This window comes from Lysinibacillus telephonicus (assembly GCF_003966145.1).
GTDB classification, from domain to species: domain Bacteria; phylum Bacillota; class Bacilli; order Bacillales_A; family Planococcaceae; genus Ureibacillus; species Ureibacillus telephonicus.
Map to the genome: position 1 here is coordinate 50,827 of NZ_RXNR01000009.1, position 21,700 is coordinate 72,526.

The 21,700-nt window shown below is 35.7% G+C and carries 23 protein-coding genes; 14 read left to right on the plus strand and 9 right to left on the minus strand.

Annotated elements, in window-relative coordinates; all coding sequences use genetic code 11:
- Positions 1-3 precede the first annotated feature (3 nt).
- From EKG35_RS04615 to EKG35_RS04625, 3 genes are all read left to right on the plus strand, one after another.
- Positions 4-1,035, plus strand: a complete 1,032-nt coding sequence (locus EKG35_RS04615; RefSeq protein ID WP_126293211.1) for an ABC transporter permease — start codon at positions 4-6, stop codon at positions 1,033-1,035.
- Entirely contained in the window at positions 1,028-1,822 is a 795-nt protein-coding gene (locus tag EKG35_RS04620; RefSeq protein WP_126293212.1) for an ABC transporter ATP-binding protein, read from the plus strand. The genes EKG35_RS04615 and EKG35_RS04620 overlap by 8 nt, the downstream gene beginning before the upstream one ends.
- A 260-nt stretch (positions 1,823-2,082) precedes the next feature.
- The gene (locus tag EKG35_RS04625; protein WP_126293214.1) at positions 2,083-3,060 is read left to right on the plus strand and encodes a nuclease-related domain-containing protein; all 978 of its coding nucleotides are present in this window, start codon (positions 2,083-2,085) and stop codon (positions 3,058-3,060) included.
- Positions 3,061-3,227: 167 nt separating this feature from the next.
- Here EKG35_RS04625 and ilvA read toward each other — a convergent pair whose 3' ends face one another.
- The 5 genes from ilvA to thiD form a co-directional block, all read right to left on the minus strand.
- Positions 3,228-4,490 (minus strand): threonine ammonia-lyase IlvA, encoded by a 1,263-nt coding sequence (gene ilvA / locus EKG35_RS04630; RefSeq protein ID WP_126293215.1) that lies wholly within the window; start codon positions 4,488-4,490, stop codon positions 3,228-3,230.
- A 183-nt stretch (positions 4,491-4,673) separates the two neighbouring features.
- Positions 4,674-6,023, minus strand: a complete 1,350-nt coding sequence (locus EKG35_RS04635) for a YjiH family protein (protein WP_126293217.1) — start codon at positions 6,021-6,023, stop codon at positions 4,674-4,676.
- A gap of 284 nt (positions 6,024-6,307) precedes the next feature.
- Positions 6,308-6,985 (minus strand): bacillithiol biosynthesis deacetylase BshB2, encoded by a 678-nt coding sequence (bshB2, locus tag EKG35_RS04640; RefSeq protein WP_126293219.1) that lies wholly within the window; start codon positions 6,983-6,985, stop codon positions 6,308-6,310.
- A 14-nt stretch (positions 6,986-6,999) separates the two neighbouring features.
- Entirely contained in the window at positions 7,000-7,350 is a 351-nt protein-coding gene (locus tag EKG35_RS04645) for a YojF family protein (RefSeq protein ID WP_126293221.1), read from the minus strand.
- 216 nt (positions 7,351-7,566) lie between these two features.
- Positions 7,567-8,400: a bifunctional hydroxymethylpyrimidine kinase/phosphomethylpyrimidine kinase gene (thiD, locus tag EKG35_RS04650; protein WP_126293222.1), complete on the minus strand. Its 834-nt coding sequence runs from the start codon at positions 8,398-8,400 to the stop codon at positions 7,567-7,569.
- A 209-nt stretch (positions 8,401-8,609) separates the two neighbouring features.
- Here thiD and EKG35_RS04655 point away from each other — a divergent pair, with 209 nt between their 5' ends.
- The 6 genes from EKG35_RS04655 to EKG35_RS04680 all read left to right on the plus strand — a co-directional run bounded on the left by EKG35_RS04655 (position 8,610) and on the right by EKG35_RS04680 (position 13,624).
- Positions 8,610-9,290 carry a uracil-DNA glycosylase gene (locus EKG35_RS04655; protein WP_126293223.1) on the plus strand — a complete coding sequence of 227 codons (681 nt, stop codon included), beginning with the start codon at positions 8,610-8,612 and terminating at the stop codon, positions 9,288-9,290.
- An 82-nt stretch (positions 9,291-9,372) separates the two neighbouring features.
- Positions 9,373-9,555 (plus strand): uracil-DNA glycosylase, encoded by a 183-nt coding sequence (locus EKG35_RS04660; RefSeq protein ID WP_126293279.1) that lies wholly within the window; start codon positions 9,373-9,375, stop codon positions 9,553-9,555.
- Entirely contained in the window at positions 9,552-9,839 is a 288-nt protein-coding gene (locus tag EKG35_RS04665) for a YwdI family protein (protein ID WP_126293225.1), read from the plus strand. Before EKG35_RS04660 ends, EKG35_RS04665 begins: the two co-directional genes overlap by 4 nt.
- A 258-nt stretch (positions 9,840-10,097) precedes the next feature.
- A complete protein-coding gene (locus tag EKG35_RS04670; RefSeq protein ID WP_126293227.1) occupies positions 10,098-10,478 on the plus strand; it encodes a DUF423 domain-containing protein in 381 nt (126 codons plus the stop codon).
- Positions 10,479-10,727: 249 nt separating this feature from the next.
- The gene (locus EKG35_RS04675) at positions 10,728-11,906 is read left to right on the plus strand and encodes a M20 family metallopeptidase (protein ID WP_126293228.1); all 1,179 of its coding nucleotides are present in this window, start codon (positions 10,728-10,730) and stop codon (positions 11,904-11,906) included.
- A gap of 38 nt (positions 11,907-11,944) precedes the next feature.
- On the plus strand, positions 11,945-13,624 hold the full coding sequence (locus tag EKG35_RS04680; protein WP_126293229.1) for a methyl-accepting chemotaxis protein: 1,680 nt from the start codon (positions 11,945-11,947) through the stop codon (positions 13,622-13,624).
- A 77-nt stretch (positions 13,625-13,701) separates the two neighbouring features.
- On the opposite strand, the gene EKG35_RS04685 is transcribed toward EKG35_RS04680, so the two are convergent.
- Positions 13,702-14,103, minus strand: coding sequence for a spore coat protein GerQ (locus EKG35_RS04685; protein WP_246020178.1), 402 nt, complete (start codon positions 14,101-14,103; stop codon positions 13,702-13,704).
- Between the two features lie 887 nt (positions 14,104-14,990).
- Here EKG35_RS04685 and EKG35_RS04690 point away from each other — a divergent pair.
- Entirely contained in the window at positions 14,991-15,173 is a 183-nt protein-coding gene (locus EKG35_RS04690) for a hypothetical protein (RefSeq protein WP_126293231.1), read from the plus strand.
- 95 nt (positions 15,174-15,268) lie between these two features.
- Here EKG35_RS04690 and hemQ read toward each other — a convergent pair whose 3' ends face one another.
- Positions 15,269-16,024: a hydrogen peroxide-dependent heme synthase gene (gene hemQ / locus EKG35_RS04695; protein ID WP_126293233.1), complete on the minus strand. Its 756-nt coding sequence runs from the start codon at positions 16,022-16,024 to the stop codon at positions 15,269-15,271.
- A 497-nt stretch (positions 16,025-16,521) separates the two neighbouring features.
- Here hemQ and lipL point away from each other — a divergent pair, with 497 nt between their 5' ends.
- Positions 16,522-17,355 (plus strand): octanoyl-[GcvH]:protein N-octanoyltransferase, encoded by an 834-nt coding sequence (gene lipL, locus EKG35_RS04700; RefSeq protein ID WP_126293235.1) that lies wholly within the window; start codon positions 16,522-16,524, stop codon positions 17,353-17,355.
- Positions 17,356-17,373: 18 nt separating this feature from the next.
- Here lipL and EKG35_RS04705 read toward each other — a convergent pair whose 3' ends face one another.
- Positions 17,374-18,030, minus strand: a complete 657-nt coding sequence (locus EKG35_RS04705; protein WP_126293237.1) for an RsfA family transcriptional regulator — start codon at positions 18,028-18,030, stop codon at positions 17,374-17,376.
- A gap of 375 nt (positions 18,031-18,405) precedes the next feature.
- On the opposite strand from EKG35_RS04705, the gene EKG35_RS04710 reads away from it, so the two are divergent.
- Together EKG35_RS04710 and EKG35_RS04715 are read left to right on the plus strand one after the other, a co-directional pair.
- The gene (locus EKG35_RS04710; RefSeq protein WP_126293239.1) at positions 18,406-18,630 is read left to right on the plus strand and encodes a YuzB family protein; all 225 of its coding nucleotides are present in this window, start codon (positions 18,406-18,408) and stop codon (positions 18,628-18,630) included.
- A 420-nt stretch (positions 18,631-19,050) separates the two neighbouring features.
- Complete coding sequence (locus EKG35_RS04715; RefSeq protein ID WP_126293241.1) at positions 19,051-20,370, plus strand: HD domain-containing protein; 1,320 nt, start codon at positions 19,051-19,053, stop codon at positions 20,368-20,370.
- Between the two features lie 238 nt (positions 20,371-20,608).
- Here the strand turns inward: EKG35_RS04715 and EKG35_RS04720 are convergent, their stop codons facing one another.
- Positions 20,609-20,797: a 2-hydroxymuconate tautomerase gene (locus EKG35_RS04720; RefSeq protein WP_126293243.1), complete on the minus strand. Its 189-nt coding sequence runs from the start codon at positions 20,795-20,797 to the stop codon at positions 20,609-20,611.
- A gap of 69 nt (positions 20,798-20,866) precedes the next feature.
- Here EKG35_RS04720 and EKG35_RS04725 point away from each other — a divergent pair, with 69 nt between their 5' ends.
- On the plus strand, positions 20,867-21,385 hold the full coding sequence (locus EKG35_RS04725) for a YwhD family protein (RefSeq protein ID WP_126293244.1): 519 nt from the start codon (positions 20,867-20,869) through the stop codon (positions 21,383-21,385).
- The last annotated feature ends 315 nt before the right edge of the window (positions 21,386-21,700 follow it).

A 21,700-nucleotide genomic window follows, 5' to 3' on the forward strand; every position in this document is an offset into this window, starting at 1 on the left:
ATTATGTTTGCAGCATTGTTCGGTTCGGTCGAGCAAGGAATCATCTATGCAATTATGGCGCTCGGAGTGTATTTAACATTCCGAGTGTTAGATTTTCCGGATTTAACGGTTGACGGCAGCTTTGTAACAGGGGCAGCTACTGCGGCAACAATGATTGCACTTGGCTACAACCCAATACTAGCTACGTTATTAGCAATTGTTGCTGGATTTATTGCAGGATGTATGACAGGACTATTACACACAAAAGGAAAAATAAATCCACTTCTTTCAGGGATTTTAATGATGATTGCATTGTATTCAATCAATCTTCGAATCATGGGGTTATCTGCAGAAAATGCAATTGTTCGCCCAAATATTCCACTTATGAATTCAGAGACAATCTTTTCGCAATTCAATGCTTTTTGGAGTACTTTAGGCATTGATGACGTAATGACAAACTTCGTGAAAAATACATTAGGCTTCCAATCAGCTCCATCTACATGGGGAATAGCATTAGTAGTATTAATTATCACTCTAATTATTAAATTAATTGCCGATTGGTTCTTAAAAACAGAAGTTGGGCTTGCGATCCGTGCAACAGGTGATAATAAACGAATGATTCGAAGCTTCTCAGCAAACACGGATTCTTTAATTGTATTAGGACTTGGGCTTTCAAACGCCTTAGTTGCATTTTCTGGAGCTTTAATCGCTCAATATTCGAAATTTGCAGATGTAAATATGGGGATTGGGATGATTGTGATTGGTCTTGCTTCTGTTATTATCGGGGAAGCGATTTTTGGAACAAAGACAATCTTCCGTACAACAATTGCTGTAGTAGCAGGTGCAATTATTTATCGTATCATATATGCGGTTGCGCTTCGTATCGAATGGTTGGATACTTCTGATATGAAGTTAATTACGGCAGTTATTGTTATTTTAGCTTTAGTTATTCCACAAATGATTGAAAAACGCCGCGAGAAAAAGCGTAAAGAAAAACGGCGTGCTGAACGTCTTAGTCAACAAAACGTAGCGCAAGGGGGGAATCACCTTGCTTAGATTAGAAGGCATTAACAAAATTTTTAATGAAGGTACACCAGATGAAAAAATTGCCTTAGATAATATTAATCTTCACTTGGCACCTGGTGATTTCGTTACAATTATCGGAAGTAACGGTGCCGGTAAGTCTACAATGATGAACATGATTTCAGGAGCACTTACTCCTGACTTCGGTGCAGTAACAATTGATGACAAAGAAGTGACAAAGCTACCAGAGTATAAGCGTTCTCAATTTATTGGTCGTGTGTTCCAGGATCCAATGGCAGGAACGGCACCATCTATGACGATTGAGGAAAATTTGGCGATAGCTTACTCAAGAAATGCAAAGCGCCGCTTCCGTGGTGGAGTGAATCGCGAACGCCGTGACTTTTTCAGAACGTCATTGGAAAAGCTACATTTAAACTTAGAAAATCGTTTAAATGCAAAAGTAGGGATGCTCTCAGGTGGGGAACGACAAGCGTTGTCGTTACTAATGGCAACATTTACAAAACCCGCAATATTGCTGTTGGATGAACATACAGCAGCACTTGACCCATCTCGAGCAGAACTCATTACGAATTTAACGAAGCAGCTTGTTGAAGAGGGGAACTTAACGACATTGATGGTTACCCATAACATGCAACAAGCAATTGACTTAGGAAACCGCCTTATCATGATGGATAAAGGCCAAATCATTTTATCGATTGATGAAGACAAAAAACCAAACCTAACTATCCCAGACTTAATGTCAGAATTCGAAAAAATCCGCGGAGAAAAAATGAACTCTGATAGAGCGTTGTTGGGATAATAAAAGTAAACAAATATAAAATTGACTCCAATTTAACAATTGGGGTCAATTTTTTTTGTAGGTTATGAAATTTGATTTTCATAAACAAGTAGGAACTGCAAGTAAATTGTGTTCTTACTTGTTTTTTATAAGAAAGAAGATAATTTGAAGTTGTTGAAAATTTAATTTTCATCTTAGTAAATGAAGGTGAAATTAATATTTATGAGATTTGTCTCAAATAGTTTTAGGGTAATAAAATAGGGGGGCAAGGAGGGGGATAGATGATAGTTTTAGAGCGAGAGAGTTCCAATAAAATGATTATGTTAGAAATATTAATGCGTCGGTTGGATGAAGAGGATATGGATTATGAATATTTCAGAAATCAGTATAAAACCATAAAGTATGGCTATGAAGGTGAGATGCATGTAGACCGCGAATGGGAAGAAATTATAATCCCATCAAAATATTATTTGTTCCATAATTTTGAAACTGAGAATGAAGTGAAACATTCACATCAAATTGATACGATCTTTGCTAGTCAGAATTTTATTTTATTATTGGAAATAAAAAATATTGGTGGAAGAATTGATTTTGATCAAAAAAAGCATCAGTTTATGAGAACTCGGTTAGATGGTACAAAAGATGGGTATTCGAATCCGGTTGATCAAATCGAGCGTCATGTTAGATTTTTCAAACGTATTTTCATGAAATGGGAAATAGCATTACCAATTGAGTACGCAATTATTCTAACACAGCCTTCTACGGTTATAGGAGATACCCCTAATAATGCAGCTATATTTCATGTGAGTGGATTGCAAACGTATGTATATAATTTATTTGCAAAGTATCAAAAGAATCAAATCTCGCCACATAAATTGGAGATATTAAAAAACCATTTGCTGGCAATTAGAAAGCGGAAAATATGGGACCCGAAGATTGATAAAAATAAGCTGCGCAAGGGAGTTTTATGTAAAGCTTGTAATTATAAATCAGTTATGAGATTTGAGCACGGCAATTTTATTTGCCCTATGTGTAAAGCGAAAAATAAAGACGCATTATATGAGGCGTTATATGACTACAGGCATCTACATAGTGAATGGATAACGAATTATGATCTTAGAAATTACTTAAATATTGGATCGCGATTTGCTGTTAAGCGTTTAGTTTCTAATTTAAATCTAGAATATGAAGGTATAAGAAAAGACCGAAAGTACCGGATACCGGACAATATTCTAACGTTTATAGAAAAACGCACATAAATAATGAGGAACCGCACATAAATTCTCTAAAACCGCTCATAAATCTCGAAAAATCGCACATAAAGTTCGAGAATTCGCACATAAAGTCCAGGAACTCGCACATAAACCTAATGCCAAAACAAAAACACGCACCCGATCCAAAAATCGAGTGCGTAACTAAATTCATTTTACACTAGCAATCCGAATAATGTGCTATCCTTATTTACTTCTTTAAACTCGAAGCCATTGATTCTCATGCGATCGACTAGGGCTTGGTAGTCTTCTGGTTTGCTTACTTCGATTCCTACTAGTGCAGGGCCGCTTTCTTTGTTATTTTTCTTTGTATACTCGAATGTAGTAATGTCGTCGTTTGGACCGAGCACAACTGTTAGGAATTGACGTAATGCTCCAGCACGTTGTGGGAAGCTTACGATGAAGTAATAAAGCAAGCCTTCATATAGTAAAGACTTCTCTCTAATTTCCTGCATACGACTGATGTCATTATTTCCACCAGTAATGACAACGACAACACTTTTTCCTTTAATTTGATCAGCGTATAAATCGAGTGCTGCAACTGGAAGCGCTCCAGATGGCTCAGCAACGATGGCATGCTTATTATATAAATCTAGAATCGTTGTACTTACTTTGCCCTCAGGAACAAGCACGATGTCATCCAAATAATTTCTGCATATTTCATAAGTTGTAGATCCAACACATTGTACGGCTGTGCCATCACAAAATTTATCGATTTTATCCAAAGTTATTGGACCTTCATTTTCGAATGCAGCTTTCATACTAGCAGCACCTGCTGGCTCAACACCGATAACCTTACTATTGGGTGAGATATGTTTTACGTAAGCTGAAATGCCGGCCATGAGACCACCGCCGCCAATTCCTGCAAAAATGAAGTCAAGCGGCTCTTCGATGTCGTTTAATACTTCGACAGCAACAGTACCTTGACCTGCGATAATGTCTATATCATTAAACGGGTGGATGAAAATCATGTTATGCTCTTCGCAATATTCCATTGCAGCAGCGGCAGAATCATCAAAAGTATCCCCGGCTAAAATAATTTCAATATTGTTTCGACCAAACATACGAACTTGGTCGACTTTTTGTTTTGGAGTTGTTAAAGGCATGAAAATAGCACCTTTAATATTTAAATGAGCGCAAGCAAAAGCAACACCTTGAGCGTGGTTGCCAGCACTTGCACAGACAACGCCGCTAGTACGAGCAGCATCCTCAATTTTTTTGATTTTATAATATGCACCACGCAATTTGAATGAACGAACATGTTGTAAATCTTCACGTTTAATATAAATGTTCGCACCGTATTTTTCAGATAAATAGTCATTCTTTTGAAGTGGTGTATGTAAAACGACATCTTTCAATAGATGATGTGCAATTAAAATATTTTCCACTGCAAGGGATCTAGTGTCTGCAACTTCCATCGTTTGGTAACCTCCGTTATTTAAAACATTTATTCATTTTAACATAAAAAATCGCGCTTTTTCACAAATTTTTATTGAATTCAAAAAATTTATAAAATGAAAACGTTTTATTGTGAAAACTCTTTTAACATTACATAATGGTGGAATAAAAAAGGGACTGACAGCTGCCAGTCCCTTGAGAAATTAGAATAAAATATGTGCAATCAATGCAATTAGTGGAATTGAAATTAATGTACGGACTAAGAAAATCATAAATAAATCCCAAAGTTTTAATGGGAGTTTCGTACCTAAAATTAATCCACCAACTTCAGACATGTAAATCAATTGTGTAACGGAAATTGTTGCAATAAAGAAACGAGTTAATTCTGATTCGATATCGGCTCCTAAAATAGAAGGCAATAACATATCAGCGAAGCCAACAATCATCGTTTGTGCAGCTTGCCCTGCTTCTGGAATTTGCAGCAGTGCTAAAATAGGCTCAAATGGCATACCTAAAATTTCAAAGAAGCTTGTAAACTCGGCGAGCACAAGTGCAATCGTACCGAACGCCATAATAATAGGTGTTACGGCAAACCACATTTCCAGCACATTTTTAAACCCTGATAGCAAAACTTGGCCTAAGTTTTTATTGCTTTCCGCTTTTGTTAACGCGTTGTGCAAGCCGAATGTAATTGCATTAAAGTTCTCTGGAATATCTTCCTGCTTTTCATTAGGCTTTGAGCCATCAAATAATACATCTGGTTTATGTTTTAGCGGGAAGATACGAGGCATGATAAATGCTAAAATTAACCCTACAACAATAACAGTTCCATAAAACTCGAAGAAATAGTCTTGAATGCCGATTGTTTCTACAACAACTAAACAGAACGTAATTGATACAACTGAGAATGTTGTTGCAATTGTAGCAGCTTCACGAGCAGTATAGTTTCCGTCTTCATATTGCTTATTCGTAAGAAGAACACCGATTGTTCCATCTCCAACCCAAGAAGCCAAACAGTCAATTGCCGCACGACCAGGAATTTTAAAAACAGGACGCATTATTTTTACCATCATAGACCCGAAAAACTCTAGTAATCCGAAATCAGTTAATAATGGAAGTAATAGACCAGCAAATAAGAATAACGTAAACATCATTGTAACTAATCCGCCATCTGGTGCTAATAACAAGCCTGCTGTATTTTCACTAGTGAAGCTTTCTGGACCTACTTGGAACAAATACATAGTAGCGAAAACTACGGCTAAAATGCGCATTACCGTCCAAAACCAGTTTACTCGGAATAAAGAGTCAGCTAAAGTACGTTCATTTTTTTCTGGAATGAATTGAAACATGACAGACCCTACCGCAGCAACAATAAATATGATGTATGCGAACCAATGAATAAATGAAACAACTTTACCTGCCAATAAGTTAGCCAAAATTGTTATCGGGACCTTTAAACCATCATCAGTACCAATTGGTGTAATAAATAGGAAGACACCAATTACTGAAAGTAGGATAAAGAGGACCCATGTATATGAAGTGAACTTTTTCATTGTCATAACCTCTTCTAAAATTATTCGTTGAATATTTATACAATATAAAGGGAGTATATGCAAATGTAAATATGTTTTGATAAAGAAAAAGTATTCAGAAACTTTCATTTGTATGGAAAATGAATAAAATGGTATTTGAAGGATTGGAAAACGTCTTAATTTACAAAAAATTGCTGATTATATATGTATATTTATGCCCAAAATTAATAAAAAAGAAGCCGCCTCATATTAACTGAGACGACTTCAATAATTAGAAAAAATACCAATGTTATGAAGTATAATGGTTAATCTTCAAAATCTACAATGTAAAATCTTTCATAATGCAGCCAACTATCACTCATTGGCTGACCTTCATCAACACGTTTTGTGTTTTCTTCAATCATCCAAGCAGTTTGGGAAGCGTGTGCTTGGAGGGCTTTTAATTTATCTTGTTTTACGCTGCTTACATCAATTTCAACAGGGGGAGCACCTTTGTCTGCTAATGTATTGTTTGCAAAGCCGACAGCGTAAACTGTAGGGCGAATCGTTTTTGGCATGCGTCGTACAGCTTCAACTACTGCGCGTGCAGTTGCTTCATGATCTGGGTGGACAGCATATCCCGGCAGGAAGGTAATTATTAATGATGGATTTAACTCATCAATTAAGTCTTTTACCAGTTTGACCATTTTTTCATCATCTTCAAATTCAACTGTTTTATCGCGCAGTCCCATCATTCGTAAATCTTCAATACCCATAAACTCACACGCGGCTTGTAATTCTTTGCGGCGAATTTCCGGCAAAGATTCTCGTGTAGCGAATGGGGGATTACCGAGATTGCGACCCATTTCACCTAGTGTTAAGCAGGCGTATGTAACAGGGACACCCATATTACGATAAAGTCTAATCGTACCCGCTGATGAAAATGCTTCATCGTCTGGATGAGGAAAGACAACTAAAATTTGACGTTGTGGTTGTAATGTCATTCTTAATCCACTCCTTAATAAGAAAATGGTGTTTCACTAATTTCTAGTGCAACAGCAAGTTTTCCTGTAAAGTCTAATCCAGCCATTAATAAACGGCCTTTGTCATCCAGTTCATAGTGAGTTATCCCTTGTGCGTAAACCCAACCACGTTCCATTTTCAATCCGACACGGTGTGGAGTATCGTTAATAACCTTTGCTAATTCGTATTTGATTTTCGCATTGCGAATGAAAGCTCCAGCATTGAACACTTTTTCATTAAAATGTGTAGCATAAGCGCCATTAGTTGTTTCTAGATGAATATAGACGTCTTTGTTCGCAAAAGAATTAAGCAATTCTTGGAGCTCGTCAATTTGTACTTCCTTCATCTTAATTCTCCTTTCACATCTATTTACTAATAAGTATAGTAAAAAAATCCACTTTATGAAAAGAAAAAGCAGTCAAAGAACCGTTTAAAATTTATTTTACCTTGGCGGACCTTTGAGAACAGAAGGAGATATACCTTAGAATTATGCTTTTAAATTAAAATAGCGGAGGGGCTGAACAGAAAATTTTATTTCCTGGACATCCCCTCCAAATGATAATTAAATTTCTTTTATTGTAACTTCTGGTGCACCTAAGCGAGGTTTTGCACCATGGTAAACTGGTCCAACAAATTCATTTAGTTTCCAGCCATGTTTGATTCCAGCTGCAACAAATTCTTTTGCTTCTAAAACAGCCTCTTTAACAGATAAGCCGTTCGCTAAGTTTGATGTTACGCTTGCTGCAAACGTACAACCAGCACCGTGATTGTATGTAGTTTCTACTTTGTCAGTTTCAAGCAAGTAAAATTTTTCGCCATCGTAGAATAGATCCACTGCTTTGTCAGTTTGTAGGGCACGTCCACCTTTAATTACGACATTTTTCGCACCAAGAGCATGGATTTTCTCAGCAGCTGTTTTTAATTCATCAATTGTTTTAGGAGTACCTGTACCAGCTAATTGACCAGCTTCGAAAAGGTTGGGTGTTGTCACAAGAGCGTTAGGGATAAGGTATTGAATCATGGCGTCAACTGTACCAGGATTTAACACTTCATCTTCACCTTTACATACCATTACAGGGTCAATAACGACATTTTTAACACCAGATTCGGCAATTGCTTCACCAGCAGTTTGGATTACTTCCTCTGTAGAGAGCATTCCTGTTTTCAATGCATCAATTCCAGTTGAAAAAGCTGTTTTAAGCTGTGCTTTTAAAACATCGATTGGTAATGTATAAACACCATGATTCCAGTTGTTATCAGGATCCATTGTTGCAATTACTGTTACAGCGGCCATTCCATATGTGTTATGTTCTTCAAATGCTTTTAAATCTGCTTCCAAACCAGCGCCGCCAGAAGCATCAGAGCCAGCAATTGTTAATGTTTTTTTCAGTGACATATATTTCAAACCCCTTTTTAAATAGTTTAAGTTAATATTAAAAGTATAAAGTAGTTCTGACTTTGTAAAAATAGTCAGAATGAATAAAAAGTATAAGGTCAGTTTTTGACAAGAAGTTGACTGCTATATAATGTTGTAAAAAAATCTATTAATTCTTCTATTGAAACTGTTAACTTGTTAAAGTACGTTTAAATAGAGAGGTGCTAAAAATGAAAAGAGTATTTGAAAATGAGTGGCAAGAAATACTTGCTGAAGAATTTGAAAAACCATATTACATACAACTAAGAAAATTTGTAGCTGAGCAATATAGCATATCAACAGTTTATCCACCGCAAGAAGAAGTTATGAGCGCGTTTTATACGGTACCATATAAGTCTGTGAAGGTTGTGATATTAGGACAGGATCCATACCATGGACCAGGACAAGCTCATGGTATGTGCTTTTCAGTAAAAAAAGGAGTGCCGCATCCACCTAGTTTACGAAATATTTTTCAAGAGCTGCATCATGATTTAGGTTGTCCAATTCCGAAAGACGGGTACTTAATGAAATGGGCTAATCAAGGTGTGTTTTTGCTAAACACCGTACTTACTGTTCGACAAGGTGAGGCAAATTCTCATAAAGGTGCTGGTTGGGAACAATTTACCGATAAAGTAATTGAAAAGCTGGCTGAACGACAAGAACCGATAATCTTTGTGTTATGGGGAAGACCAGCTCAAATGAAACGGGCGATAATTGAACAAAAGGGTCCACAGCATTTTATATTGCAAGCTCCACATCCAAGTCCATTAAGTGCCCATCGTGGATTCTTTGGAAGCAAGCCATTCTCTAAAATTAATGCTAAATTAGTTGAGTGGGGGCAAGAGCCAATAGATTGGAATTTAAGTGAATAAAAGTAGGACCCATCTTAAAGCAAAACTTTTATCTTTGTTTATGAAACATGGTACATTGGTATTGAAAGTGGGGGAGCTTTGTATGGGTGTTAATTGTTTTAAGTGTCAATATTTCCGTGTAACTTGGGATCAGAATAACCCAAGAGGCTGTGCTGCATATCAATTCAAATCGAAACAGCTTCCTTCAATTGTTGTAAAAAAATCCTCTGGAATTGATTGTATGCAGTTTTCACCGAAGCAAACTCAGGAGGTGCGTCGAGGATGATTTCTTATCAAGCATTATTAAGTGAAATAGAACAACTTGTAGCAAATGCGAAAAATGTCAATGATGAACACCAATTGCGAGAACAATTAAGTGCTATTCGTTCACTTTGCAACGTAGCATTAACAAATGGAAGTGCTCATCAAACATTGCAAGGACAAAAAACGATTACTAGTTTATCAAACGAAATAAATTCATCTCAAACTATGATAAATACAGCTTCCTCCATGAGAGGGGCAAAACTTCAAGAAAACGATGCAAATGGAGATTCTATTTTTGATTTTTAAATCAATGATCTGTTCAAATATATTAAATTTAAAAATTGTTTAGTGTAAGCTAACAATCATGGTTCTTAATGTGCATAAATAGAGTTATAAATTTTTTAGGAGCAAGCAGCTGTCACTGTTAACGCAAATTAGCCGTTCCTATGCTGATACGGCGTTTTTATACTGTAAAGCTAGCCGCTAAAGGACAAATGCGCATTATTAAAAATAAACTGTCTTTCTATTAATGAAAGACGTATTTTAAAGAAAGAGGTATAGAAAATGAAAGGTTCAATTATTTCAGGTGCAATTCACGGCTTTTTGGCAGTTGCACTAGGTGCTTTTGGAGCACATGCGCTTAAGGAAGTATTGGATGATTATGGAACAGGAATATGGGATACTGCTATACAATATCAAATGTTTCATGCTACCGCGTTGCTAGTAATCGGCATCTTAATGAGCTCAAAATTGTTGGGTGCGTCGAAACAGCTTAAATGGGCAGCGATTTGCATGAATTTAGGTATTATATTTTTTACAGGAAGCTTGCTTGTACTAGCGATATCAGGCATTGGTATTTTAGGTGCCATCACACCTATCGGAGGCGTTTTCTTCTTAATAGGCTGGATACTTTTAATCCTTTCAGCACTGAAGCATAAAAACTAAATATGAACCCAATAAGAATTATAGGGTGAAAGCATCTTATCAGCACATTGGAAAAGTAGAAAACTTTACTTTGATTGCGGTCTAATATGTTTTACATCCTATAATTCTTTTTTTATATCAGTTTTTTGAATAACTTAGGAATTATATATTTTATAACCTAAATTCATGGTAAAGTAGATGATATTACTGGTAAGTAGAACCTATAATTTAATAAAATGGATATTTTATATGTGAAAGGGGTAATTTACTATGGATAATTTATTTTCAGCATTACATAAATACTATGAAGAAATGGTTTCGATTCGTCGTTACTTGCATGAAAATCCAGAGCTTTCGTTTCAAGAAGTACATACACCTGCCTATATAGCAAACTATCATCGTGACTTAGGACTTGAAGTTAGAGAAGGCGTCGGCGGCCGAGGCGTTGTTGCAACATTGCGTGGAGCAAAACCAGGTAAAACAGTTGCAATTCGTGCAGACTTTGATGCATTGGCAATTCAAGAATTAAATGATATACCTTTTAAATCAAAAGTGGATGGCGTTATGCATGCGTGTGGACATGATGGACATACTGCAATCGCTCTAGTTCTAGCAAAAACTCTTTACGAAATGAAAGAAGATTTCCATGGAAATATTGTTTTTATTCATCAATTTGCAGAGGAAATTACTCCAGGAGGAGCAAAGCCGATGATAGAGGATGGTTGCTTAGACGGAGTAGACGTAATTTTTGGTACACATTTATGGGCACCAACCCCACTAGGAGACGTATCAGTTCGAAATGGAGCCATCATGGCTGCAGCCGATATGTTTGAAATAACAATTCACGGGAAAGGGGGCCACGGCGCGGAACCCCATAATTCCGTAGATGCAATTGTCACAGGATCACAATTTATTACACAGCTTCAAACTGTAGTTTCGCGTAGAGTAGATCCATTGAAGTCAGCTGTAGTTTCAGTGGGTCATTTTGAAGCGATTAATCCGTTTAATGTGATTGCAGAAAAAGTGGTGATAAAAGGGACAGTTCGAACATTTGAAGAAGGGGTTCGTTCGTTTATTGAAAATGAAATCGAATTGCTTCTTAAATCTATTTGCGATGGTGCACATGCAACATATGAATTTAAATTTACTAGAGGCTATCCACCTGTAGTAAACCATAAAAAAGAAACTCAATTTCTCGCAGATATAGCTTGCCAGGTTCCAGAAGTGAAAAATGTAGCAGAATGTTCTCCATTAATGGTTGGCGAGGATTTTGCGTATTATTTAGAAAAGGTACCAGGGACATTTTTCATCACAGGTGCGAAAAACCCAGAGTGGGATATCGTCTACCCACATCATCATCCAAAATTTAACTTTGATGAAAAAGCGATGTTAATAGCTGCAAAAACTCTAGGTCTGGCTGCTTTAACATATTTAAAAAATAATAAATAAAACGATATTTAAATTAAAAGTTTATAGTGGGGGATTTTATGAGTATAGGAGCCAAATTAAATGCAACAATTTATTCGCTAATTATTTTAATATGTATTTCTGTCGGTGTAAGCATTTTTAATGTAAATAATATTGAAGAAAAAATGGAAGAAGCATTAGATTATAGAGTGACTCAAATTCTAATAGCTGATGAAATTCGGTATGCTATAGCAATGCAAGGTTTATCTGTTCGTGACATTGTATCCGGTTCTACACAGGCTAGAGAGGATTTGGCGCATTATCAAGGCTTATTAGATGAAAATATAAATAAATTAAGCGCACTAGTTTCAAGTGATACAATGAAGGGGTATCTTGATGAAATAATTGAATATGAAGAAAGATATAAAAATAACCTTAATTTAGCACAAGCTGCTGCTGATGAAGGAGATACTAATCAAGTAGCAATTATTATCAATAATTTAAAAGAAGATGATAGACGCCTAACAGAGGTAGTATCAAAAGTGTTGGACTTCCAAAACACAAAAATCAATGAAATTAATGCAAAAGCTGATTCAGCAATAGCAACTTCTAAAGCAATTTCCATCGGTGTATTAATTATCAGCATTATCATTAGTGTTTTCTTAGTTATCTACATTCGAAAAACAATAAAAACACCATTAAGAAAAGTTGTGGATTCTGTAAAAATTGTTTCAACTGGAGATTTAACTGAAGAAGATATTAAAGTTACATCAAAAGATGAGATTGGGCAACTTTCAAATGCCTTTAATTCGATGAAAAATAATCTTAAAACACTCATTTATAGCGTACAACAAAATACAGAGCATTTAAGCGCTGCAGCAGAAGAACTTTCAGCAAGTACAGAGGAAGTAACTGCAACAACAGAAGATGTAACAAAACGGGTAAATGCTACAACAGAAACGGTAAAAAGCAGCTCCCAGGCGGCCTATGAAAGTGCACGATCTATGGAAGAAACGGCTGCAGGAGTACAACGTATAGCGGAATCTACCCAAGAACTACATAACAGCTCAATGGATGCTAGTGAGACTGCTACTAAAGGTAAAGAAATTATACGTCAAGCTAATGAACAAATGAATATGATTAATCAATCAACAGAATCGGTTAATATACTCGTTCAAAAATTAAGTAAACAGACAGAAGAGATTGAAAGAATTTCAAAGGTTATTACTGAAATTACAGAACAAACAAATTTACTTGCTCTTAATGCAGCGATTGAAGCAGCACGAGCAGGAGAACACGGCAAAGGATTTGCTGTAGTTGCAGATGAAGTTAGAAAGCTAGCTGAAGAATCTAAGGAATCTGCTAGCCAAATTTTTGCTTTAACATCGGAAATAAAACTAGATACAGAAAATGTAGAAAAAGCTGTTTCAGAATCATTATCATCTGTTCAAGATGGAGTGCAGATAATTGAGGTTGCAGGAGATTCATTCTCAAATATTGTTCAAGCAGTTGAAAATATGACTATTCAAATCCAAGAAATTTCTGCTACATCTGAGCAAATTTCTGCAAGTGCAGAAGAGGTATCTGCATCAGTAAACGAAATTTCAAGAGGTTCATCAGAATCTGCAAATGATGTGGAACAAATTGCACTTGCAATAGAAGAACAAGCAGCGACAATGGAACAAATAAATGTTGTTGCAGTTGAGTTAAGCGATAAGGCACAAAGCTTACAAAACGAAATCCAAAAGTTTAAAATTTAATCCAAAAAAAGTACAAATAGAAAATCCACTTCAATGAACCTTTAAAAAGGTTTATGAAGTGGATTTTATTTTGATAATTATCTTGGAGCTTGGTTGAAGTATGCAAGCTCTTCGTCGAACTCAGCATAATCGAAATAGATCATTGGGAATAAAAAGCGGTGGTTTGATTGTAATTCACGAATAATCGCATGGTCGCGGCCAGCTGCTTCAACTACTCCACGCACTGAAACTGTATTATTGCCGCCTCTTGCTTCTGGTACAGTAAAATGGAAAGTTCCTGGTTTTCCACGATTTAGTCGTAAAATATTTTCGATATACGATTCTTCACCACGTAATGCGGCAGTGCCATTTCTTACACCACCAGTTTGCATAGTTCCTCCGCTTGTTGTTGGTGGAACTTGCTGCTGAAATTGTCCAGTTGGATACTGCCCAGTTGGATATTGTTGTTGGCCTGTTGGGCTCCAGTAGTAATAAGTCAAACGTAACACCCCTTCAATAAAATTATACAAAATGTATATAAATTAAAAGTGACACCGACTAAACTAAATTGTGACATATTTAAGCTAGAATACTTCTAAATTAAAAATGAACACTAAATCTTCAAATGAATTCAATCCAAATCTTTATGTTCTTAGAAAGGATAGCATTTCGAGAACATGACCTAAAATTATTTAGGGAGAACTGCTTTGCAAGACTACTCGGAAAAGGTTGAGCTTGCAGCCAGTCAGGAAAGTGAAGTCATTTTCTCGAAATTATCAAAAGAGAACCTATATAAGTATTTTAAAAAGAGATAAATTAAATTATGCGTAAGTTGCAATAGATGAGAAGAAAAAAACGTCCTGTATTCCATTGATTTAAAGATTCTTCGAAAGGCATGAAAAGCTAAAGAGTCTCTCATCTGGATGGAGCCGCTCACGTAGAGCAGATACTAGAAGTAGCTTTTTTGTTCAAACCAAACCCCCCGGGACTATGAAAGAAGATTAGTAAAATCAAGGTAATCTCTAAGAACACGGTTAACACCAACATGACTAGACCCTATTACCTTCAGCTTCTGCATATATTAATCGAGTGTAGAAAGCGACTTGAGCATCATTTGTTTGCAAAACAGCGATATTCAAACCTCCTCATAACAATGTATGCTTTTCCGACCATTTAAGAATAAATAATTGAAAAAAAACGCCTATGCAAATAATCTATGTAGCGGAATTTTATTTCGTTCATAAAATTTGTATAAAAAAATCGTGGAATAAATACAATGAATAAAGGGTGAAGTCACGCATTATTTAATCAACTCATTGAACGGGAAAAAAACAATATTAAAAAAGGGGAATCGGTTTTAAAGAAAATCTAATTAGGGGTTGATACTATGCAAATAGGTATTTGGATAGCTATTGTCATCAGTGCGATAATATCTTTTATCGTCGCAGATTTTTACGAACAGCCGTTGCATTGGTATTTATTCATCTTAATCATATTTATAGGTTTTTTCATTAATACAGTAATCCTTATATTAAAAACAAAGGATGAAAAAGAAAAAAACGAGATTTAGGAATCCTAATAGGATACCTGTCTCGTTTTTCTATGTTTAGCCTAACCCTTGTCTCCCAATGCCGACGCGCAGCTAAAAGAGAACTTTGCAATTACTTATTTATTTACATTTAAAAATTGAACTAATTTATCGTTATCCAATAAGTTTCCTACTAAAAACTCACCGAATTCGCCGTAGCGAGCTGAAACTTCATCAAAACGCATTTCGTAAACGATTTTTTTGAACTGCAGCATGTCATCTGAGAATAATGTAACGCCCCATTCATGGTCATCTAATCCTACAGACCCTGTAATGTATTGTTTTACTTTACCAGCATAGCTGCGTCCGATTAAACCGTGGGAGCGCATTAATTCACGTCGTTGTTCCATATCTAGCATATACCAGTTGTCGTTGCCCTCACGTCGTTTGTCCATTGGATAGAAGCAAACATATTTCGTGCGCGGTAGTTCAGGATATAAACGAGCACGGATATGAGGATTTTGATATGGATCTTCGTCGGAATCTTTAGCTAAATAGTTTGAAAGTTCAACTACAGAAACATAAGAATAAGTTGGAACTGTAAAATCTGCAATCGCTAATTTATTAAATTCTGCTTCTAATTCTTGAAGCTCTTCAGGTGTTTCACGAAGAATCATTAGCATAAAATCAGCTTTTTGCCCAATAATTGAATAAAATGCATGTGAACCTGTTTTTGCAACATGTGCTTCGTTCAGTTTTTCCAAGTATTGTACGAATTCATCTACAGCTTTTGTGCGTTCCTCTGGGGAAACTAATTTCCAAGATGCCCAGTCGATTGCACGGAAGTCATGTAGACAATACCAGCCATCTAATGTAATTGCTGCTTCGTTCATTATATAAACACTCCCTTAATTGATAATCATTCACAATTATCTTAGCACAAAAACAAAATAATTCCTTGCTAGAAAGGTGCAATTTTAATGATTTCACGAATTCGTCAATAGTGTGTTCAAATTTTACCCTAATAGAGACTTTCACAGAAGGGGTAAAAAGGTATAACCATAAAAAATAGGGAATGAATGAAGTGGTCAATAAACAATACAGTTATCGCCACAATGTAAGCTGAACTTCATGTTTGTCTCTAAAGTTTACAAATTCCGAAACTACCGACTAGTTACAAACAGGGAATAGTGTATTTTACAACTTCAATCACCAGGTAAAGGGTTGTTTACAATTATTGTTTTAGTTAATTAAATCCAGCTAACCTACTTCAAAGTTGAAAGGAACCCACTATTTCAAAGAACTTTGTAGAAATTAGGTGATGGGAGTTCAATTAAAATAGTTTTCGTGTATGATTATTTAGAGAACATTGTATTAAGGAGTAAAAACTATGCATCCTTTATTGCAGCAAAATACATGGCGTTTTATAGACCAATCTATTATTATGAAAAACCGTACACCACTTGAATCTTTCGCTATGGATGATACACTATGTCAGTTAGTTGGACAATTGCAGTCAAGTGCGACTGTAAGAACGTGGGTCCATGATCATACAGTTGTTTTAGGAATACAAGACCACCGACTGCCTTTTGTACAAGAAGGAATAGACTTATTAAAAGCACGTGGATATAATGCGATTGTTCGAAATTCTGGCGGATTAGCAGTTGTGTTGGATAGCGGTGTATTAAATATTTCTGTCATTCTTTCAGAGCAGTCTAAGTCGATTGATATTAATACAGGGTATGATGTCATGGTTGACTTTATAAAGCTATTATTCCCTGAAATCGCTGATAAAATTGAAGCTTATGAAATTGTTGGTTCGTATTGCCCTGGTTCGTATGATTTAAGCATCGGAGGGAAAAAGTTTGCCGGCATTTCTCAACGACGTTTGCGTCAAGGCATCGCTGTACAAATTTATTTATGTATTGAAGGCAGTGGCAGTGAACGAGCAGAACTAATACGTGATTTTTATAGTGTGAGTTTAAAAGATGTTGAAACAAAATTTGTTTATCCACAAATTCAGCCTAATGTTATGGCTGGTATTAGTGAGCTATTAAATGTAAAAATTACTGTGCAAGAAACAGTCTTTCGGTTACAAAAAATGCTTCAATTGTTAGGTGAAAATATTATTTTTCAGTCATTAAGTGACAAAGAATTAGAACTTTATACTTTTTATTTAAATCGGGTTTTAGAAAGAAATAAAAAAATGTTATCTTCGAAGTAATAGAAAAAACGGATGTGCTTAATTTGGCACATCCACATTTTCTTTTTCGCTATGGGTATAGTTCGCTACAAGATTTCCGTTTTTCTCCATTTTGAATACTGGAGCTACACGCTGTTCATCATCTTCTAATGTTACTAGTCTACGAGCTCGATTCATAATTTGAACAAATTGCTCATAATCTTCACGAATCTCTTTATTCTCTTGTTCAAGACGTTTTAGTTGATTTTCTAATTCTTTTATTTTTTCAGTTGCAGTATTTGCAATATGACGCCATTTAGCAGCTTCATTATCGTTGCCCCCTTGATTTTGCAGGCGCAGTAAATATGCAATGACAATATCTAGATTAAGAGCCGATAATGGGATAGATTTTGTTTCTTCACCATTGTTAGAACTTGGAAGTAAATAAATACCTTGAGCACGGCGTCTTCCATTCATACCTAATACTCGCATTCTTTCTTTTCTTTCTTTTTTTGCTTCAGCTAGTTCTTTTTCATATAAACGGCGAACCACTGCATTCCAGCGAAAACCACAAGCAGCTGCTGTTCTATTAAGTGCATCACCAGCTTCCTCAAAGGCATTTAACTGTGTGCTTCCTTCCTTTACATGTCTTAAAACTGCTTCTGCTAATAGTTCATCGTTTTCTTTTAGCCAAGCATCTTGTCTAATTTTGACCATTTTTTTAACCTCCTGTTAATGTAGTAGTTTTGTTATTTCAAAACTTATGATGTCCAACATGTTCCAATTTTAAACATATTAATAAAAAAAATTTTTAATAGTATCTTTTGAACTAATAAAAATTAGGAGAGTTAGACACGAGAAGATGTTTAGGATAACGATGAAAATGATGCTTTTAATAAGAAAAGAGTAAGCTAGAGATAAACAATCTCTATCGAAAGTTATGTTTTCAGACCTTTGACTGAACTATATTGTTTTTACTTGAAGAGGTTTGTTTTTTTAGGCTACAATAGCTGGTAGGTTAAAAAATCCTTGAATAAAAATAGATTGTAAAAACAATTTAAAAATACACAAATAGAAAGGGTTGTTGACAAAATGGCAAACGAGTTTCGAGTTTGCGATGAATGTCAAGCCGTTAATTTAAAAACGTTAATTCCTAAATTAAAAGAACTTGATCCTGATGCAACGATTGAAATTGGCTGTCATTCATACTGTGGACCAGGCCGGAAAAAAACCTTTACATTTGTAAATGGTCGACCTGTTGCCGCATTAACAGAAGAAGAACTTATGGAAAAAGTAATAACAAAGTTAAAAGGATAATGAATTTTAAGCTATCTTCTAGATAATATGGAAGATAGCTATTTTCTTTAGTGAATAAGAAAGTATGAAATTTTGACCAGTGTTTAGCTCCGCCGCTCCTGGAGGTCGTGAACTGCCCTTGGTAGAAGGCTGGAAAAGCTTATCGATTCGGGCCTTTGCAAGTACGAATAAGGTAATGGGGGCTTTTGTTGGACTGCGTTAGAGGCTTATGATGAGAGGCATCTATCAGCCGCTTCGCTTTCGTAAAGATAAGTTACTGTCTGTTTCCAAAGATGTGACATAAGGAGGTCAATGGTAAGCACTGCTCTTAGCATCAAAAGTGCAACGACAGGAATAGGCACTTGCAAATTTCTTGTATAACTTTTAAATAGAGTTTAATGTAATTTTCGCCTAAACTCACATATAATAGAAAGTAAGATTATGGGAGTGAGGTGCGGTCGAGTGGAACATTATGCAAATGCAAAATTAGTAGAAGAAAAAGTATTTAAAGATCCCGTGCACCGTTACATTCATGTGCGAGATCAGGTTATTTGGGATTTAATTGCCACGAAAGAGTTTCAAAGGCTGCGTAGAATTCGTCAGCTGGGGACAACATATTTAGTGTTCCATGGTGCCGAGCACAGTAGATTTAATCATTCTCTAGGAGTATATGAAATTGTTCGGCGCATTACGGATGATGTTTTTCGTGGTCGTTCAGAGTGGGATGAACAGGAGCGTTTACTAATACTATGTGCTGCTTTACTGCACGATTTAGGACATGGTCCATTCTCACATGCTTTTGAAACTGTCTTCCATACAGACCATGAGTATTTTACAAGACAAATTTTACTTGGAAATACCGAAGTGAATGGTGTATTGAGGAAAGTTTCCGAAGATTTTCCTGATATAGTTGCACAAGTAATTGAAAAAAAATACCCGAATGAACTTGTAGTTAGCCTAATATCAAGTCAAATTGATGCAGATCGAATGGATTACTTACAACGTGATGCTTACTATACTGGAGTAAGCTATGGTCATTTTGATATGGAACGAATATTGCGCGTGATGAGACCCCGAGAAGGAAAAGTAATTATTAAATCAAGTGGGATGCATGCTGTAGAGGATTACATAATGTCACGCTATCAAATGTATTTGCAAGTGTATTTCCACCCGGTTTCTCGCAGTGCAGAAGTGTTGTTAAATAATATATTAAAAAGAGCAAAACAACTTAATGAAGAAGATTATCAATTTGCACTTGAACCTACTCATTTTAAGGCGTTTTTTGAAAATAGTATAACAATAGAAGATTACCTCGCTTTAGATGAATATATTTTATTAACATATTTTCAATTTTGGATGAAAGAGAAGGATCCAATATTAAGTGATTTATGTAGCCGTTTTGTAAATCGGAAACTATTTCAATACAGTAATTTGAATCCAGAAGAGGAGCCGGAACGTTTCAACCGTTTAAAAGATCTTTTTGCTCAAATGGGTATTGATCCTGAATATTATTTATATCATGATTGTACAACCGATTTACCATATGATTTTTATCGAACAGGCAAAGAGAGTACACGTCTACCCATCTTCTTGCTCATGCCAAATGGAGAAATTCGCGAGCTGTCTCAAGAATCATTAATTGTAGACGCAATTGCTGGTCGTATTAAAAGTGATCATAAAGTCTATTTTCCGAAAGAAATTTTGCACGATGAGTCAATTGATGCAAATCTTCGAAATGAGCTGCATAAATTGATTGGTTAAAACGAAGAAAAACATCCTTAGGTCAGATCAAAGTGATTTGCTTGAAGGATGTTTTTAGTAACGAATAAGATATTATAGAATTTTGAATAATGTCCAGCTTTAACGCCCAGCCCCTCAAGGTCTCGGTTTGCCCTTGATCGAAAGCTGGAAAAGCTTATTGATTCGGGTCTTCTGAAGTACATGGATGCACCAATGTCGACCAGCGCTTGTCGGGGTTAATCAGGCGCTTGTGCTTTTCTTATTTTTTATCGATAGCACGTACTCCACCAGTTGCGTAGTGGTTTTTAGACATTTCTTCGATAATGATTGAAACAGCTTCTGCTGGTGCATTCGTTGTTTCAACGATCGCTGCTGTTACTTTTTCAACTAAAGCTTTCTTTTGTTCATCTGTACGACCTTCAATCATTTTTACAGTTACGATTGGCATTTTACATCCTCCTTAGTGGATAATAATAGTGTATATTCATTATAATAGGCATATACGGAGGGATTTACAATGGCAAATGAAGAAACACCTAAGCAAAAAATAGGCTTTACAATTATTAAAAATGATCCAACGGATGGCCATAAAGGGTTTGGAATAGGTTCATTGTCACTAGAAAATGTATCGCCTGTCTTCATTGATATACAAGAAAAACGTGCTTTTATTGATATTGGTGCTATGCATGCAAAAAGTGATGTAGAGCGCGGCATCAAATTTACAACAAATCGTGAGGATTCAGAAGGTGGTAAACCATATTGGCTCGTTTGGGTAACAATTGATTTTAAAGAAGAAGGACCATATTTTGCAGGGGTTACAGCTTGTGAAATGGTCGTAAACCGAGAAAAAAGACGTGGATACAAAATTTTAGCAGACCATGTAAATAAAATGGATAAATCAATGAAACGCCGAATTATTGTTGATCATATGGATGATGATTCAAAACGAGTTTTAGCAGAATTTCTCCAATCCCATAATTTAGAAATGTGGGAAAAAAGCGATGAACAGCTGCGAAATGATCTAATTGTAAAATAAATTAATTGTATATTTTTGTAAAAAAATATTTTGAATTGCATTAATCTTGAAATGATTTAGTCAATATCTTTTTATAAAATAATAAAACTAATATTGAACATTTTGTGACATTTCAATATGCAATTTAATCCATTATTGAAACTGACAATGAAAAAAAGTACACTGAGTCTATAGCTTATAATAGTAGGCTAGGACACTTGGCAAATAGAGCATGAGAGCTATGCGGCATTTGAAACATCCCAAGCCAAATGCCCCATAATCCTCATGTTTTTATTTGCCATAAAAAAGCTTTCTCTGAGTTCGGAACTAATCCGA